At 41.3% G+C, this 16085-nt stretch carries 15 protein-coding genes; 6 read left to right on the top strand and 9 right to left on the bottom strand.

Going from position 1 to position 16085, the window contains the following annotated elements:
• Nucleotides 1-138, top strand: a 138-nt coding sequence (locus EI164_RS09335; protein ID WP_413038454.1) for an IS3 family transposase, incomplete at its 5' end; no start/stop codon positions are given.
• A 97-nt stretch (nt 139-235) separates the two neighbouring features.
• Here the strand turns inward: EI164_RS09335 and EI164_RS09330 are convergent.
• The 6 genes from EI164_RS09330 to EI164_RS09305 form a co-directional block, all read right to left on the bottom strand.
• Nucleotides 236-799: a hypothetical protein gene (locus EI164_RS09330; RefSeq protein WP_192519695.1), complete on the bottom strand. Its 564-nt coding sequence runs from the start codon at nt 797-799 to the stop codon at nt 236-238.
• A 4-nt stretch (nt 800-803) separates the two neighbouring features.
• On the bottom strand, nt 804-1319 hold the full coding sequence (locus tag EI164_RS09325) for a hypothetical protein (protein ID WP_192519694.1): 516 nt from the start codon (nt 1317-1319) through the stop codon (nt 804-806).
• Nucleotides 1320-1419: 100 nt separating this feature from the next.
• Nucleotides 1420-2067 carry a bacteriophage T4 gp5 trimerisation domain-containing protein gene (locus tag EI164_RS09320; RefSeq protein WP_225739205.1) on the bottom strand — a complete coding sequence of 216 codons (648 nt, stop codon included), beginning with the start codon at nt 2065-2067 and terminating at the stop codon, nt 1420-1422.
• 78 nt (nt 2068-2145) lie between these two features.
• Entirely contained in the window at nt 2146-2844 is a 699-nt protein-coding gene (locus EI164_RS09315) for a hypothetical protein (protein ID WP_192519693.1), read from the bottom strand.
• A gap of 21 nt (nt 2845-2865) precedes the next feature.
• Nucleotides 2866-3783 (bottom strand): PAAR domain-containing protein, encoded by a 918-nt coding sequence (locus EI164_RS09310; protein ID WP_192519692.1) that lies wholly within the window; start codon nt 3781-3783, stop codon nt 2866-2868.
• A gap of 192 nt (nt 3784-3975) precedes the next feature.
• Nucleotides 3976-4995: a lipoate--protein ligase gene (locus EI164_RS09305; RefSeq protein ID WP_192519691.1), complete on the bottom strand. Its 1020-nt coding sequence runs from the start codon at nt 4993-4995 to the stop codon at nt 3976-3978.
• A 246-nt stretch (nt 4996-5241) separates the two neighbouring features.
• On the opposite strand from EI164_RS09305, the gene EI164_RS09300 reads away from it, so the two are divergent.
• Together EI164_RS09300 and EI164_RS09295 are read left to right on the top strand one after the other, a co-directional pair.
• Complete coding sequence (locus tag EI164_RS09300) at nt 5242-6474, top strand: hypothetical protein (RefSeq protein ID WP_192519690.1); 1233 nt, start codon at nt 5242-5244, stop codon at nt 6472-6474.
• 320 nt (nt 6475-6794) lie between these two features.
• Nucleotides 6795-7700: a DMT family transporter gene (locus tag EI164_RS09295; protein ID WP_192519689.1), complete on the top strand. Its 906-nt coding sequence runs from the start codon at nt 6795-6797 to the stop codon at nt 7698-7700.
• Between the two features lie 31 nt (nt 7701-7731).
• On the opposite strand, the gene EI164_RS09290 is transcribed toward EI164_RS09295, so the two are convergent.
• The gene (locus EI164_RS09290; protein ID WP_192519688.1) at nt 7732-8886 is read right to left on the bottom strand and encodes a hypothetical protein; all 1155 of its coding nucleotides are present in this window, start codon (nt 8884-8886) and stop codon (nt 7732-7734) included.
• 276 nt (nt 8887-9162) lie between these two features.
• Between EI164_RS09290 and EI164_RS09285 the strand changes: the two genes are divergently transcribed.
• Complete coding sequence (locus tag EI164_RS09285; RefSeq protein ID WP_192519687.1) at nt 9163-10266, top strand: alkene reductase; 1104 nt, start codon at nt 9163-9165, stop codon at nt 10264-10266.
• 109 nt (nt 10267-10375) lie between these two features.
• Here EI164_RS09285 and EI164_RS09280 read toward each other — a convergent pair whose 3' ends face one another.
• Together EI164_RS09280 and EI164_RS09275 are read right to left on the bottom strand one after the other, a co-directional pair.
• On the bottom strand, nt 10376-11368 hold the full coding sequence (locus tag EI164_RS09280) for a pirin family protein (RefSeq protein WP_192519686.1): 993 nt from the start codon (nt 11366-11368) through the stop codon (nt 10376-10378).
• 265 nt (nt 11369-11633) lie between these two features.
• Nucleotides 11634-12935 (bottom strand): NAD(P)/FAD-dependent oxidoreductase, encoded by a 1302-nt coding sequence (locus EI164_RS09275; RefSeq protein WP_192519685.1) that lies wholly within the window; start codon nt 12933-12935, stop codon nt 11634-11636.
• A 475-nt stretch (nt 12936-13410) separates the two neighbouring features.
• Between EI164_RS09275 and acs the strand changes: the two genes are divergently transcribed.
• Both acs and EI164_RS09265 read left to right on the top strand, forming a co-directional pair.
• Nucleotides 13411-15372, top strand: coding sequence for an acetate--CoA ligase (gene acs / locus EI164_RS09270; protein ID WP_192519684.1), 1962 nt, complete (start codon nt 13411-13413; stop codon nt 15370-15372).
• A 332-nt stretch (nt 15373-15704) separates the two neighbouring features.
• Nucleotides 15705-15962 (top strand): NAD(P)-binding protein, encoded by a 258-nt coding sequence (locus EI164_RS09265; RefSeq protein WP_192519683.1) that lies wholly within the window; start codon nt 15705-15707, stop codon nt 15960-15962.
• The last annotated feature ends 123 nt before the right edge of the window (nt 15963-16085 follow it).

The following is a 16085-nucleotide window of genomic DNA, read 5'->3' as shown; positions in this document are numbered from 1 at the left end:
GATGTTGAATTAGCAACCCTTGAATGGGTCGATTGGTTTAACAAAACTCGCATTCATAGTACGATTGGCTATGTGTCGCCTTTTGAGTTTGAGAGACGATACTATGATAGTTTTATTGAGTCAGACAAAGCTGCCTGACTCAAGCAATCAAGTCTCCGATATAGTCGGGGCGGTTCAAAATTTTATAAAATCCATATCTTGCCAATCTCTAACTTAATTTACACTTCTCGTATATTTAGTTAAAAAATCCTGATAGCCATTCTTTAAACTCTCGAAACCAGCTCTTTTCTTCTTTAAACTCTTTGTTTGAACAGTAATTTGTAGCGTTCTTGGTAGGATCTGGATTTATCTTATAGTCAACTTCAACGATTTTGTATCTACTATTTTTTTCTGTTACGCAAAATTCCGAAACGTAGTTAGCACTGTTTATAACTGCATCTTTAATGCCTAGTTTGAGCTCAATTCCGTAAGGCTTATCAAGACTAATCTTAGGCTCACTCGTTAAAGCTTCCATATCTGTTACTAATAGGCAGCTCTGAGGGTTATTAGGTATATCTAAGTAAACATTGTTCACTATAAACAAGTCTTTCGAACCTTCAAATACTATCCCATATGTAAGTTTATTAATATCGTCTGCTGTCGCAACCTCCCTTGTATAGCCAGATAAATAAAAGCAAGGTTGATTGTTTTTAATGACAATATCGACTTGCCCATAGTCATTTTTTGACATGGCTTGAGATGTAGTTGATATTCCTAGCGTCAAAGTGAAAATTACTATTTTTTGAAAGTTATGGTTCATATCGTTACTCCGTAGGAAGTAAGTCTCTGTTAAAAGGGTCCGAGAAAAATTCTTTTAAAATCTTGTAATAAATATCTCGATACTGATAGTAATCTGATCTAGTTTTCCTTATAGATATATCATAATAATGAGCTATTATTTCTGCTTGTTGTTCGATGTTATAGTTTGGAAAATCCTTATCATCTTTAATGATATGTAAGTCATAAGCCATAGGCTTATTTACAGGGTTTCCATTATGTTTAGCATCATCCCCAAAGTAATCACCACGCATGAATATACACGCTCCAGCTAAACTAGTGTCATAGCCGAGTTGATATTGCCATACATGTGCCATCTCGTGAATAAACCAGTTCTTTTTACCCTGTGTTGCTGGACTTACAGAAAAATCTTTATATCTATCGTAAGATTTCGTTGGAAGAGTAATTTCATTACCTAGCGTCCTAGCATTCCCAGTTACATCGTGAAAAATACCACCTTTACATATCAATACTACGTCGTAATCTACTGAATCTTGAAACATAGTACGAGCCATCTGTATCTCACCAGAAGTAAGCTTTCGCTTAGTCTCAACTTCAACGCACTTGTGACCACTACCCCCTATGGCAGGATAGTTGTCACCCCTAAGTATTCATCACTGTACCCACTTGGGTCGTATAGGCAAGTCCTACAGTGACTGATTTACCCATCTTCACCAGTTCAGTATTGTTCTTATCTACTTTGAGCGATCGGCTCTTATTGATTGTTTCTTTGCGGTCTTTATTTACAGTGAGTGTGTCATTACCTTTGACAGTTTTGTCTCGATTGCCTTTAATAGTAACCTGCTCACTCTTATGCACAGTCTCATCTCGGTTACCACCAATGTCTATAGTTTCATTCTCATCCACTCTTTCTTTACGGTTTTGATGGATGGTGATGGTTTCATTCTGATCAACCGTTTCCGTACGATTTTGATGGATAGTAATAGTCTCATCTAGATCCACCGTTTCCGTACGATTACCATGCACCGTCACCGTCTCATCTTTATCAATCGTCGTCGTACGGTCACGGTTGACCGTGCGGGTCTCATCGTTCTTGACTAAAGAGTTTAGATCACGCTGTGCCTGAAAATTAACCAGCTCAAAGCCGGCATCATCGTTGAACATGAGCTCATTGTAGTTCTCAAGGGGCGAGTTAAAGCTTTTAGACTTGATGCCAGACTTCTTTGCTGCTTGCGGGTAGCCCCATGGGGGCGGGTTGGCGCTGTTGTAGAGTCGGCCGATGACGATCAAATGTAAATTAATTTAGAAGATGTTTAGCAGTCTCAATAAAATTCATAAATATGAACGATAAATAGCCGTGAAGTAACTTTATTCCCCTGCATTACACTTCTTTTGTGCTATTTCATTGTCAGAAGATATCTCCCAACCTCTTTCATACGTAAAATGATAGGGCTGATACGTTTGATCCTCTTTTAAGCAACACGCAAAGGGACCAGCTACTTTCTCGCACTGCTGATTGGGTATATTAGCTTCTACAACATCTTCTATGTCAGGAATCAACCCTAATAGGTCAGTATAATTCATAAAACCTTCATCACCTTCATAATGTCTTTTTTCAAAGACGGCATCGACGCCATCTAAATTAATATCCAAAGACATTTGCTCATCTTTATTAGCCACAGCAACAAAGGGCTGCTCACGATCAAAAAAGATGGAGGTGTCTACTAGATTAGGAAATTTTGTTCCCTTTTTATACAATACTGTGGTATTTGGACTTCTTATAGCTAATAAGTAAGAACCATCTTGGACGACATAAAGTTCATCTGGGTTGTTTGGATTAACAATAATATCGAAGTTGTTAATTTTATATCTTTGATGACCGTCATAGCGGTTATAACCAAAATAAGCTTTCATATCCCTGTTGATTAGATCAACTTTATCAGGCGTATATCCTAATTCAGATAATTCGCTTGGTGTTGTATAATCAAGTAAAGATATGGTGTCATTGTTCATACTATTAGAGCAAGCGGTTAGGCTTAAGACGAGTAATACTATTAACTTTTTCATACTACAACCTTTATTATTTCTTTATTTACCCCAGAGATCATTTTGAGGCGATCGCCCATCTTTACCAGGTTCAGTCCAATCAGCACCTTTGTGTTTTTCTACAAATTCTTTATTAATTCGTTGACGTGATCTATTATAAACAGGGAATAGAGTAGCAGCTTTGTTAAGTGGCGCTTGCTCCCCAGTTCTAATGAAATATTCGTAATCCTGTCTCATTGCAGTATCAGGAGCACTATAAATAGCGGCACCCGCACCTAATAGTGTATCACCTGCTGCCATAGTACCAGTACCTGGCAGTTTTGCTCCAGTTACAGCAGCATTACGAGCAGTATTGATAGCATTATCAGCTTGAGCATCGTCATCGAAACCTAAAAAATCTTTTGCTTTATCAAAAAAACTTTTCTCTTCTTCTTTTTGCCTAGCCAAAGCTTCAGCTTCGACCTTATGCTTGTGATCGTAATATGCTTTCCAAGCATCATTAATTTGTTTTTGTGTTTTCTCAGTACCGTCTTTATTGTATTTTGTAGGCTTTTTAGGTGCTTTTGAGTCATTCGTTAAACCCTTTGTACTTGAGAAAGCCATAAGTCCACCATCTGCAATAGCATCCTCTATCATCTGATCATTCAGGGCATACAGCTCTTCATCAGTCATCTCGTCACTAATGCTACCCACATCAAAACCCGACTCCGAAAATGCTTGTTGACTAGCAATCAGTTTTGAGCCGCAGCTGGTCATATCACCTGCACGAGCAACAGGCGCACCATCCACTATATAGGACGGGTCACCCGTGATAATCGTCACGACTTTTTTGCATTTTTTACAGACGACCTTGTCGCCCTTCCGAGCGATAGGAATACCATAATGAGTGGTTTGCGGAGAGCCGGTGATGACCGTACCGCCATGCGTCGTCTTTGCGCCAACTGTGATATAGGCTACCATATTGCTACCTTGCTTCAATGTCTAAAGTTGAGGTTTGAATACCCAATTTATGATTTATATAGCACTATCGATGATTATTAAATATCGAACTTAAGTTCATCACGCAGTATAATCTATATGGCACATATAATCTATGCCGAGCAAGCGAGGTGTTTTAGCGGTTGATTATACAGCCTAGCAGCAAGCAAAAATCTAACCTTCCATCTCATGAATCAACCATTTAGACACGTCATTCACTTGTGCTGCTACATCAGGATACGCTGTGCCGAGCTCATCAAGTTTGGTTTTAATGTCATTTTTATTGTATTTGACGCCAGTCAAGGTTTCTTTTAATCGTTCAATCAATTCAACATTTAGTGCATCAGAGAATATAACAACGTCGCGAATGACTGCTTGCTTCACATCAAGATGCAAATCGATAATGCCCCAATCAAAGCGTGTCTCAATGTGGTGGGTAAACTCAGGCGTCTTGCCAAAGCGCCAATCCCAATCTGCCATTTGCTGATAGTATTTATTCAAGGTCGGTTGCTTGGCGAGGCTGGCTTCATCTAGCGTTTCTATGGGTGCAGTGTCGCCATAATCTTTGTCGCGATAGTATTCACAAAACGCTTCGATAATAGCATCGGATAAAGTCTCGTGATTGATGTTCTCGTTAAACTTAACCAAGTTAGCGACGCGAGCACGCACGGATTTAATACCTTTGGCTTTTAGCTTAAGTGGATGAGGGTTGAGGTAATCGCCTAGCTTTTGCATGTTAGCGTTCACCAATAATGTCCCGTGATGAAAGCTGCGATCTGCTGCATGTTTAAAAGCGCTGCCTGAGATTTTCTTATTACCCACTTGCATGTCGTTACGCCCAGATAAGTCAGCCTCTATACCTAACTTTTTCAGCGCATTAATGATGATGGTAAAGTTCGCTTTTTGGTCGTAGCTATCTTTGGGTGATAAAAAAGTAAAATTGGTATTACCTAGGTCATGAAATACCGCGCCACCGCCACTCTGACGGCGTGCCAAAAACACATCATCGGCTTCCATTTTATCGATTTTGCATTCCACCCACGGATTCTGCGAACGTCCGATAACCACGGTCTCAGAATTACGCCACAAGAATAGCGTGTGCGAGTCGGGGTTGAGGGTATTAAATATCCAGTCCTCGGTCGCAAGATTGAACCAAGGGTTGGTCACGGCAGATTTTAAGATGCGAAGTTTCATTTTTTGTCCTTTTTCTCAAATGTTCTTTTAAGATTTAGTGTTATGAGTACATATGAATAGCTAATATTTTAAAAACTTAAGTTTGGTATTGGTGTTATAATCGTTCGTTTTGACTTTTAGTCTCATCACGATAACTCTTACAAAGTAATGTTTTACCTATGGATTTTTCCAAGGAAACTACAGGGGCTGTTGATGACTTATATAAGAGGTCGACTATGATTATATTTTAATAAGGAAAACTTGGTTTTGGAATTATTATTTGGAGTACTACTGGCATCATTGGCTTTGTTTTTTTCCGTATCTTATATTTATGCTGACAAAAAAAGTAAAGATCAATTAAGAAATATCGATAATCCAGTCAGAAAAATAAGTGAACAAGAGAAACTATACTTAAACCTTCATATGCAAAGATTTAACTTGTCATATGCTAATGAACATTTTGATAATGTCTATCTAATAGAGGGAAAAGATGTCGTTGCTCATACCTTTGCCACGTCAGGACATACTCAAACAAAACTGCGATTAGATAACAAACATATCTATTTCCCTTATGATATGGATATCTATATTGATAATGAGGCCAATCGTATTGAAGTTGTTATTGTTAAGGGACACTGGCCAAGTTCGGCAAGAACTTACTATGCTATAGCATTAAACGTTAACGGTAGAGACCTAGCAACCAATGCTAAGTTTTTTATAGGTGCAAGTAGTACGGATACTTTAGAAGTGGTTTCACAGCGTTTAGAAACGGCTTTAGAATATGATATTCGACAAAGCAATATCATATATGTTGAGCCTGCCATTTTTCTTATTGCGACCATTCTTTTACTATTATTTGCTTCATGGTGTACAGGGATATTCTTCTATATTTATATGTTATTTGCATTAGGCAGTGCTGGGTTGACCATAAAACATGTAATTGATATCTACCAAAAACATAAAGCACCGCAACAGGTTATAACAGTAAAAGGTCATCTGTTGTTATTGAAAGTCAGGGACATAGAAACGTTACATAAAATTAGCTTATCGCTTTGCTTGAGTTCAACTTATTACCTGCATGTTCCTTACTATATTACCGAAAAATTTCCTGATTTCCTTGAGACACATGAAGATATAGAGGATTATAGTGTTGATATTACTGCTCATAAGCAATCAGGGTATATGCTATTAAGTGCTCAAGATACTCCGTCCCTAGAGGTAATGACAGAAAATAATCAACCATCAGCAGATAAGCGCGGTCTGGTCTTCTTTAGTATAATTTTCATTACTTGGTGCTATTTCAGTATTACAGATGATGTCTCGGATATGGTAGAAATATTCAATCCTACAATATACACGATCAATGATGGAACTAAGAGTTATAAGCAAGCCATAGCGACTCTTCTAATTTTAATATTATCTGCGTCTGTATTTTTTGTTACGTTCTTTTCTTTTTTTCATAAAAGTATTGCTAGGAAAAGTTTAAAGTCGCAGATTTAGTTGTATCAGTATTAGTTGACATAACCTATAGGGTTGGAAAAGTTTATTCAAAGTCTTTATTTCTAATAAACGAGCAACCAAGTCAATTTTAACCAACTTACTAGAGTGCGGTGATAAGGATATTGACTTTATTTTAGATAAGGTAAATTTATAAACAGAAAGTGGGCGGCAAGTATAGAGAAACAATCCCCATTGAGCGATTAACAAGTTATCATCGTAGTCTTTTTTCACAATACGACAGTTTTACGACTGAGACTTTTAATAACGGCGCATTTATTAAATGTAGGCACGTGCCGTTTGACGTTCAATAGGATTCATCCATGACCAAACGCGACCTCATTACCTTTATCACGCTCTCCTTTATGTGGTCGCTGTCCTTTGTTTTTTATCGTATCGGCGTACCTGAGTTTGGCTCGCTTACCTTTGCCAGTCTGCGAGTGATATTTGCCGGATTGGTGATGTTGATTTTTGTGTTAATCAGCAAGAAAAACAGAGCTGGTATCCGCGAGCATTGGAAGCTATTGGCGCTTGTCGGACTATTTTCCACTGCCGTACCTTTTGTGCTATTTTCTTTTTCAGCACAATCGGTAAATGCGGGTGTGTTAGCAGTGCTTAATGCCTCTGTGCCAATCATGAGTGGCTTTATCGCCAGCACTTTTTTTAAAGACAGATTATCAAAGAAACAGCTACTTGGTTTGATTATTGGTGTGGTTGGTGTGATCATTCTCATGAGCGAAAAATTGTTTGGGGGCGGTGATCAAAGTAAAGGTTTGGTCGAAGGATTATTGCCAATGGGTTATGCATTATTGGGCAGTGTTGGTTACGCGCTTGGTGCCAACTTCACCAGAAGTTATTTGTACAATGTTTCACCAGTGGCCATCACCGCAGGCTCACTCATCATTGCCAGTATTATCATGTTGCCCGTTACCTTTTATGAGTTTCCCTATGGTCAGAGCATCAGTCTAAAAGCATGGATATCGGTGATTTGCATTGGCGTGTTTTCTACTGCGATTGCGCTGATTTTTATGAATCAATTGATCAAAAATATCGGGCCAACTAGAGCGACGAGTATTACCTTAGTGATTCCAATTTTTGCCATTATTCTAGGTTATGTGTTACTTGGAGAAGCCTTAGACACACGAGCGATCGTTGGCTCTATGGTGATATTGTTTGGCACTTATTTATCTTTAGAGTTGTCGGTTAAACAGATGATGAAGCATGCATGAAGTAATGTAGGTGTTTTGGCTTTATTATGCTTTATTGAGCATCCTTATCCACACAAATAATGCCCGTCAAACAATTCCTATCTTGAGTGGCTATCCATGGTGACGATAGATTTAAAGCTTCATTTAGTTGATATTGTGTGATGTTCCTCTCGTCTATTTCACCACCGTTTTCATCTTTGTCAGGTATAGGGTACTGCGTCAGACGCTCGGCATCAGATTGCTCCATAAATGTGAAAAAGTCTTGCACATTTTTAGCCAGCTCATTATTGGGGCGTTTAGCCAACTTTAGCAGCAGTCGTTTATTGTCTGAGTCATAGAAGTTGCGTATTTCTTTATCTGTCCATTGAGTATTTTCGGACCCAAAAAATAGTAGATAGCGATACATATTGAATAACGACTCGGCATCGTTATAAAAGATACTCTGTGGATAGTGCTTGATAAAGTCTTCCCAAAAGACAGTACGTTCAACCAACTCCTCAAAAGAAAAGGCAATCGCCGTATCGAACCAAAAGATTTCTTGGTTGTCTTTTGCCATACGCTGGACAAAGGCCGCTTGATCCTCAGGTAGATAAGGGATAAATATATCTGCCATGGCGGTTAGGTCGTGATAAAACTCATAATCACCTTCACCCAAATAGCGCACATGAACGTCGGAACCACTCCTGATTAAACTTACCAAATATCGCACACGAGGGCTGACCTCTTTTAGTTGTGCCACAGTGACGGTTTGGTCTTCTTCAATCGTACGCATTAGGGCATAAAATGAGCTATTGTCTATCGCGCTATCAACATTATTAATGCTATTGACGCTTAGAAAACGTTGATACATCGCTTGATATTCTGTTAGCCATTGTAGGATTTGAGTATTGTCGGCCACTGGTAAGCAAGCCGTTAGCTGGTGCTGAACCGCATGAATATTTTCGATTTCACTTTTATTATCAATGGTATTTATGGTGTCTTCCAGCTTGCTACAAATGAGCTGCTCTTTTAATGTATCTTCCGATAGTTTCACCAATGCTTTAGTGAGTTCTTTCGGTGTTTTTGCTTCTGCGAGCGGCTGAGAGCTTTGGTCGGTTGTGGTCTGTGTATCAGCTTCAGGTGCCGTTTTATCTGAAGGAGGCTGGCAGGCGGTGAGGGCAAACACTAAGCTTGAACTGACAATAAGTAGCACTTGATTCTTTTGCACAGATTGCATCCTTTCAATACTCCGTTGAGTATGAATGTTTGTAATTTGATGTGAGTCCTAATAACTTATTTGTATGAGCGTGCATAGATTTTACCCTGTAATAAGCAATTGAGATAGCGAATATCACTGTTATTAAATAAATATAAACGTGTGTTTCTGTTTGTAAAGATTACTTGAATAATGACAAGCATTCCTTATAAATGTAACGGTCGTTCAATAAACCTTCATCATGATAACGAACACCAATTTATAATGACAAACATAATAAGGCATAACATGGTACACGATAACTTATTTGAACCCGTAAAAATGGGTACACAAACGCTAAAAAACCGTATATTAATGGCACCATTAACACGTCTGCGTTCAGTAGAGCCTGGTGATGTACCGACAGCGCTGGCTGGAGAATACTACTCACAGCGTGCTGGCTCAGGATTGATTATTACTGAGGCGACGCAGATTTCTTTTCAGGCGAAAGGCTATGCAGGCGCACCTGGTATTCATACTCAAGACCAAATCACCGCATGGAAGGCCATCGTTGATAACGTCCATGCCAAAGGTGGCAAGATTGTGGTACAGCTATGGCACACCGGTCTGGTCTCGCATGAGAGCGTACAACCTGATGGTAAAGCCCCAATTTCCGCTTCTGATGTAAACGTCGGCATACGTACCTCGCTACGTGATAGTAATAATCAAGCAATTCGAGTGGACGCGACGACACCTCGCCCAGCCACACTTGATGAAATCAAGCAAGTCATTGCTGACTTTGCACAAGCAACCAAAAATGCTAAAGAAGCGGGCTTTGATGGGGTTGAGATTCACGGCGCTCATGGCTATCTGTTGCATCAGTTCTGGGTGGAACAAACCAATCTACGTACTGATGAATACGGTGGTAGCCGTGAAAACCGAGCGCGCCTAACACTAGATGTCATCGATGCTTGTGTTGATGCTTGGGATGCGGATCATGTCGGTATTCGTATTTCGCCGCTTGGAACGTTTAACAATGTAGAGGCCGGCTATAACGAAGATGAAAACATCTGGTTGATTGAACAGATTAACAAGCGTGGTCTAATGTATCTACATCTGTCAGAGCCTGATTGGGCTGGTGGTACTCCTTATAGCGATACTTTCCGTCAAGGTGTCCGAGCTGCTTTTGATAATATGATTATCGCTGCTGGTGGCTATACCGCCGAAAAAGCAGAGAAAAATGTTAAAGCAGGTTACATCGATGCCGTTGCTTTTGGTCGTGATTACATTGCCAACCCTGACTTGGCTGAACGTATTCGTGAAGGCGCTGCGCTAAATGAACAGCATCCCGAAAGCTTTTATGGTGGCGGTGCTGAAGGTTACACCGATTATCCGTTTTTAGCTCAAGCGTAGTTAGTTAGGTGAAAGATAAGCCTTGAATAAAAGCCACCAGACGATAAGCGTTTGGTGGCTTTTTTATACCTGTGGATACGTATGTGTTCGCTATTAGATAAAGTGTCAGCTACTTAATAAAATTACCTGTTTGGTAATCTCGAAACGTTTGGCGCAGCTCTTCTTGCGTGTTCATGACAAAAGGGCCATAACCAGCCACTGGTTCGCCAATAGGCTCCCCGCTGAATAGCAAAAGTTTGATAGGCATTGAGGTCTGTCCATCAGTTTCGGTAGTAGGACAGTGCAGCTCAATGGTGTCAGTATCAGGTGCTTGCCCATCTTGAATATCAGTACGATGTTGCGTGGGTGGCTCAAACTGAATCAAATGTCCTGCGCTCACAGTCGTATCATTGACTAGTAACTTACCTTCTTGTACTAGCAATAGCGTATTGTGCGTGTTGGGTACTTGCAGCTTCGTTGACCCAGCGGTATGTAATTCAATATTCCATACATTAACTGGGGTGAATGTGCTGGCTGCGCCTGTGACGCCTTGCCACTCACCAGTTATGATAGCGGCTGTACCAATAACGGTTTGCTCTTCATTGTTGTTAAGTGTCTGACTAGCGCTATTATCTATCAAATCGACGATAGGTATGTCTGCGCGTTTGATGCTTTGGTATTTTGGTTGGGTGAGTTTGTCTTTACTTGGTAGGTTGACCCACATCTGCACCATACTAAAAACGCCGCCATGCTGTCCAAATGATTCTGAGTGAAACTCTTCATGCATAATGCCGCGCCCTGCGGTCATCCATTGTACGTCACCTGCCAAAATATCACTGCACCCACCAGTAGAATCGGCATGGCTAAGTTCTCCTGAATACGCGATAGTGACAATGTCAAAACCTCTGTGTGGATGCTTACCAATACCATGTGGTTGTGATTTATAATCAGGATTTGGCTCAAAAACGGTGGGCACACCATAATCGAATAACAAAAATGGATCGGTATGCTGATAGTTAAAATCGGGATTGTCATCAAGATGGTTGATTAGGGTTTTTACATAAAAGCCATCACCCACCCAATATGGTACTTTTTCACCATGAACCTTCTTGATTTGACGCATATATTCCCTCGTAAAACAGATTACTGTTATCTGCAAAGCAGCTCTGTCTGACTACTTTGCGCTATATTAGCTTTATTATATCTAAATTATCAGGAATTAATTCAGGTAAAAGACAACTTAAGTAGAATAATTTTCTATAGGAGATTTAGTAGACCTTACTGTCTATCGTTAATCCTCTATAAATCGGATGGGATATCACTCTCGATTAGTCTACTATTTTTGGTGATTTTACTTGTATTCAAATCACATTGAACCGACTATAGCATCAAACAACTTCACCACTAACAAAACCGCTTGCCCACGCCCATTGAAAATTATAACCACCAAGCCAGCCTGTGACGTCGAGCACCTCACCGATAAAGTATAGACCATCTTGTAAGTTGCTTTGCATAGTCTTTGAGGATACCTCATCTGTTTTGACACCGCCGCGCGTGACTTCAGCGGTACGATAACCCTCAGTACCAGACGGTTTTAGCTGCCAACCATTCAAGCTCGCACCGAGCTCTGCCAAACGCTCGTCTTTAATATTAGCAAGCTCGGTATCTTTGATATCTTCCCACAGGTGAGTCTGTAGCGCGGTCAGCAGCTTTTTTGGTAATGCACTATCAGTATAATCAGCGAGCACCGTACGAATCAGCTGCTTGGGATGTGATTTTTTATGCGCCAATAAGAGCGCTGTCGTATCGATATCGGGTAGCAGGTTGATACTGATGGTTTCACCCGTATGCCAATAATTAGACAGTTGCAGCATCGAAGGCCCTGACAGTCCACGATGGGTGAATAGCAGTGGTAATTTAAAGGAAATGCGCTCGTTACTGGCAATGACTGGCAAGCTAATACCTGACAATGACCGAATAAGCTCACCTGTTTTATCAGTGAAGGTAAAAGGTACGAGACTGGCGTCAGTTGATATGAGCGTATGACCAAACTGCTGTGCCACTTCATAACCCAAGCCGCTAGCACCCATGGTTGGGATAGATAATCCGCCCGTGGCGACGACTAATGACTCACAGCGATAGCCTGTTTGTGGCAGCTTGGTTTGATTGGCTGTCTCTTTTCTTTCTTGCTTTTCTTTCTTAGTCAGCTGTTTGGTCGTTAGTAACTCAAAACGAGCATTTTTGTCGTTTTCGACAGTTTGAACGCTTTCAATTTGAGCATTCAGTTTTACTTGTACACCGACAGCGGCACATTCATCAAGGAGCATGGTTAAGATGTCTTGTGCAGAGTCATCACAGAACAGCTGACCATGCTCACGCTCATGATAAGCAATTTTATGCGCTTCAACCATACTGATAAACTCCCAACTGGGATAACGGCTAAGGGCTGATTTGCAGAAATGTTGATTGGCACCTAGGAAGTGTTCAGGCTCAACGAAGTAATTGGTAAAGTTACAGCGACCCCCACCTGACATCAGGATTTTTTTGCCTGCTTTATTGGCATGATCTAATACCAGTACGCGGCGACCACGGCGACCCGCAGTGAGCGCACAGTATAACCCTGACGCGCCAGCACCGATAATAATGACATCGTAGTGGGCGTATTGTGATGTATTGCGTTGATTGCTCATTGTGGTCTCATAAAATGATACAGCCTGTCCACTATAAAACCGCTACAGGTCTTAACCTCGCTCACTAACCAATCGTATAGTGGGCACTCAGTTCGTTGTATCGATAATAGGGTAAATTGACTATAGATATAAAATAATAAAAATAAAGCTGATTGCTTATATTCAATAAAGTCGTGCTTCAAAAGAGTCAGTCGCTCTTAGCGTTCGCTTTAGAATAGCTATTGTCCATATTTTATTTAAGGTTACAAGGATTAAATACCTTATTGCCTTGTCCATGCATTTTATCATGTATGACCAATTATACCGCTGTACAGTGATATTGTTATGAATGGCAGTTGATGCCTTGCAACCATCCGGCTTATTTGTCAAACTAACCTTACGTGTCACGCATTATGGAAGATGGCTCTTATTACCTGTACAGACGGTCGTTATTGACGATTGGTACAGGTAATAATAATTAAAAAGGATGACTATTATGACTCAGAAATCATTTCCCCTTGCAGCCGAGTTCATCGCTGCTGCCAATACGACAGCCGAACAATACCGCACCGACTACCAGCAGTCTATCGAATCCCCTGAATCTCATGATGCCTTTTGGGCACAGCGTGCCGAGCTAATTGATTGGATAAAAAAACCAACCAAAATCAGCGATGTGAATTACGATTTAGAAGACTTTCGTATTAAATGGTTCGAAGATGGCGAGCTGAATATTTCAGTCAATTGTCTCGACCGACATCTGCAAAACAACCCTTATAAGCCAGCAATTATTTGGGAAGGTGATCATCCTTCCTTACATAAAATTATCTCCTTTAAAGAGCTGCACGAATCGGTCTGCCGCTTAGGGAATGCCATGCGTAAGCTTGGGGTCAAAAAAGGCGATCGCGTCACCTTATATATGCCGATGATACCGGAAGCGATGGTGGCCATGCTGGCGTGTACGCGTATCGGTGCGGTGCATTCAGTGGTGTTCGGTGGGTTTTCTGCTGAGAGTTTGGGCAATCGGTTGATAGACAGTCGCTCAAAACTGGTGATTACTGCTGATGAAGGATTACGTGGTAATAAAAGTACACCGCTCAAGGCCAATGTCGATCGCGCACTTGATATGGATGGTACGGACAGCGTAACCAACGTCATCGTCGTCCACCGTACTGGCAACTCCGTACCGATGAGTGGCCGCCGTGATGTTTGGTATCATAGCTTGGTCGATGGCGAATCGAAGTATTGCGAACCTGAAGTGATGAATGCCGAAGACCCGCTGTTTTTACTCTATACATCTGGCTCGACGGGTAAGCCTAAAGGTGTGTTACATACGACTGGCGGCTATATCACTTATGCGCTTTCTACGTTTCGAGATGTCTTCGATATTAAAGACGATGATGTCTACTGGTGTACAGCCGATGTGGGCTGGATTACGGGGCATACCTATGCTACTTATGCACCGCTCGCTAATGGAACGACGACAGTGATGTTCGAGGGGGTTCCAGAATATCCAACATGGGCACGTATTGGTCATATCATCGATAAGCACAATGTGACGGTCTTATATACCGCACCGACCGCGATTCGAGCAATGATGAAAGAGGGCGATGCCTTTGTTCGTGAGTCTAATCGTTCTAGCCTGCGCTTGCTCGGAACCGTCGGGGAGCCGATTAATCCAGAAGCATGGGATTGGTACTATCATGTGGTCGGCGACAGTAAATGTCCAATCGTTGATACTTGGTGGCAGACGGAAACAGGCGGTATTTTAATGGCGCCAATACCAGGCGCAGTCGCACTCAAACCGGGTGCGGCGATGAACCCTCTATACGGTATCAAGCCAGAAATCGTTGATACCGATGACACTATATTAGAAGGGTCTGCTGAAGGTAACCTGCTGATTAATAGCAGCTGGCCAGGACAAATGCGGACGATTTACAACGACCATGAGCGCTTTTTAGAGACCTATTTTAGCGATTATCCAGGCTATTATTTCACTGGTGATGGGGCACAGCGCGACGAGGATGGACATTACTGGATTACAGGGCGTGTCGATGATGTGCTCAATGTCGCGGGGCATCGTCTGGGTACGGCGGAGATTGAAAGTGCGGTGGTCGCACATCCTGCAACGGCTGAGGCTGCCATTGTGGGCATGCCACACGAGATTCGTGGTACGGGTGTTTGTGCCTTTATTATCCTAAAATCAGGTGAAAAAGAGACAGAGTCATTGAGGGCTGAATTGAATCGACACGTGCGTTCTGAGATTGGGCCCATTGCTAATTTGGATACCATTCATATCGTCAATGTACTACCCAAAACGCGCTCGGGCAAAATCATGCGTCGTATCTTGCGTAATCTAGCGGCAGGGCAGTATGTAGGCTTGGGAGATTTATCTACCCTTGCAGACAGTTCTGTGATTAATCAGTTGGTCGAGGTGGTCAAGGCTGAGCGTGGAGAGTAGAGAGCCAAATAGCTCTGGGCAACTGAATATAGGGCGTGTTGAACATTCAAATGTGGTGCTGGCAGCGACTATCTTTCAGGCAATATGCAGTGAAATTTTTGATGCTTAGTCATTCCACTATAAAATTACGACAGCGTTAACCTTGCTTGAAGTATTATGAAGTGTGCTCAATCTGAAATGACAGAAAAGCCATGTTATAAAATAGCATGGCTTTTTTACGTAGATGATATTGATATGAGTAGGTTTTAGAGGTTCAATGCTATTTAAAAGTACATCGACTAAAAGTAAATCATTATTTTCTGACCAACTATCCTATAAGGCTTACTGTCATTATGACTCATCATTCTGTAATTTCTGCTGATACCACTCCACCCAAAATCGCTATCATCGGCGGTGGTCTGACGGGACTGTTTACCGCTACATTATTAGAGCGTGCTTTTGGCAAAGATAATGATAAGAATTTGATACCGCAGATCACTATTTTTGAGAAGTCGCGCAGTGTTGGACGTTTGGCCACCCGTTATCGTACTGATAATCAAACTGGAAAAAACTGGCAATGGGCATTTGGCGCACAGTTTTTTACGGCTTAGATTAACACATGAAGTGCAATACCAAATGCAAGGTGAAAAAAAGACCTAGATGCGCTAGCATCAAAGTTTTTATCCACCGACCAAAGTGAGATTGCAACCATGAGCTATACACATCTAAGCCTA

Source organism: Psychrobacter sp. FME13 (assembly GCF_014861395.1).
In the GTDB taxonomy this organism is placed as follows: domain Bacteria; phylum Pseudomonadota; class Gammaproteobacteria; order Pseudomonadales; family Moraxellaceae; genus Psychrobacter.
Note: the sequence above shows the minus strand (reverse complement) of the source record. Positions and strands in the feature narration are given on the sequence as shown.

Excerpts from the sequence above, each read along its gene's own strand:
- EI164_RS09330 (WP_192519695.1), bottom strand. The coding sequence starts at position 799 with ATGAACCATAACTTTCAAAAAATAGTAATTTTCACTTTGACGCTAGGA.
- EI164_RS09325 (WP_192519694.1), bottom strand. The coding sequence starts at position 1,319 with ATGTTTCAAGATTCAGTAGATTACGACGTAGTATTGATATGTAAAGGT.
- EI164_RS09315 (WP_192519693.1), bottom strand. The coding sequence starts at position 2,844 with ATGAAAAAGTTAATAGTATTACTCGTCTTAAGCCTAACCGCTTGCTCT.
- EI164_RS09310 (WP_192519692.1), bottom strand. The coding sequence starts at position 3,783 with ATGGTAGCCTATATCACAGTTGGCGCAAAGACGACGCATGGCGGTACG.
- EI164_RS09305 (WP_192519691.1), bottom strand. The coding sequence starts at position 4,995 with ATGAAACTTCGCATCTTAAAATCTGCCGTGACCAACCCTTGGTTCAAT.
- EI164_RS09295 (WP_192519689.1), top strand. The coding sequence starts at position 6,795 with ATGACCAAACGCGACCTCATTACCTTTATCACGCTCTCCTTTATGTGG.
- EI164_RS09285 (WP_192519687.1), top strand. The coding sequence starts at position 9,163 with ATGGTACACGATAACTTATTTGAACCCGTAAAAATGGGTACACAAACG.
- EI164_RS09280 (WP_192519686.1), bottom strand. The coding sequence starts at position 11,368 with ATGCGTCAAATCAAGAAGGTTCATGGTGAAAAAGTACCATATTGGGTG.
- EI164_RS09275 (WP_192519685.1), bottom strand. The coding sequence starts at position 12,935 with ATGAGCAATCAACGCAATACATCACAATACGCCCACTACGATGTCATT.
- acs (WP_192519684.1), top strand. The coding sequence starts at position 13,411 with ATGACTCAGAAATCATTTCCCCTTGCAGCCGAGTTCATCGCTGCTGCC.
- EI164_RS09265 (WP_192519683.1), top strand. The coding sequence starts at position 15,705 with ATGACTCATCATTCTGTAATTTCTGCTGATACCACTCCACCCAAAATC.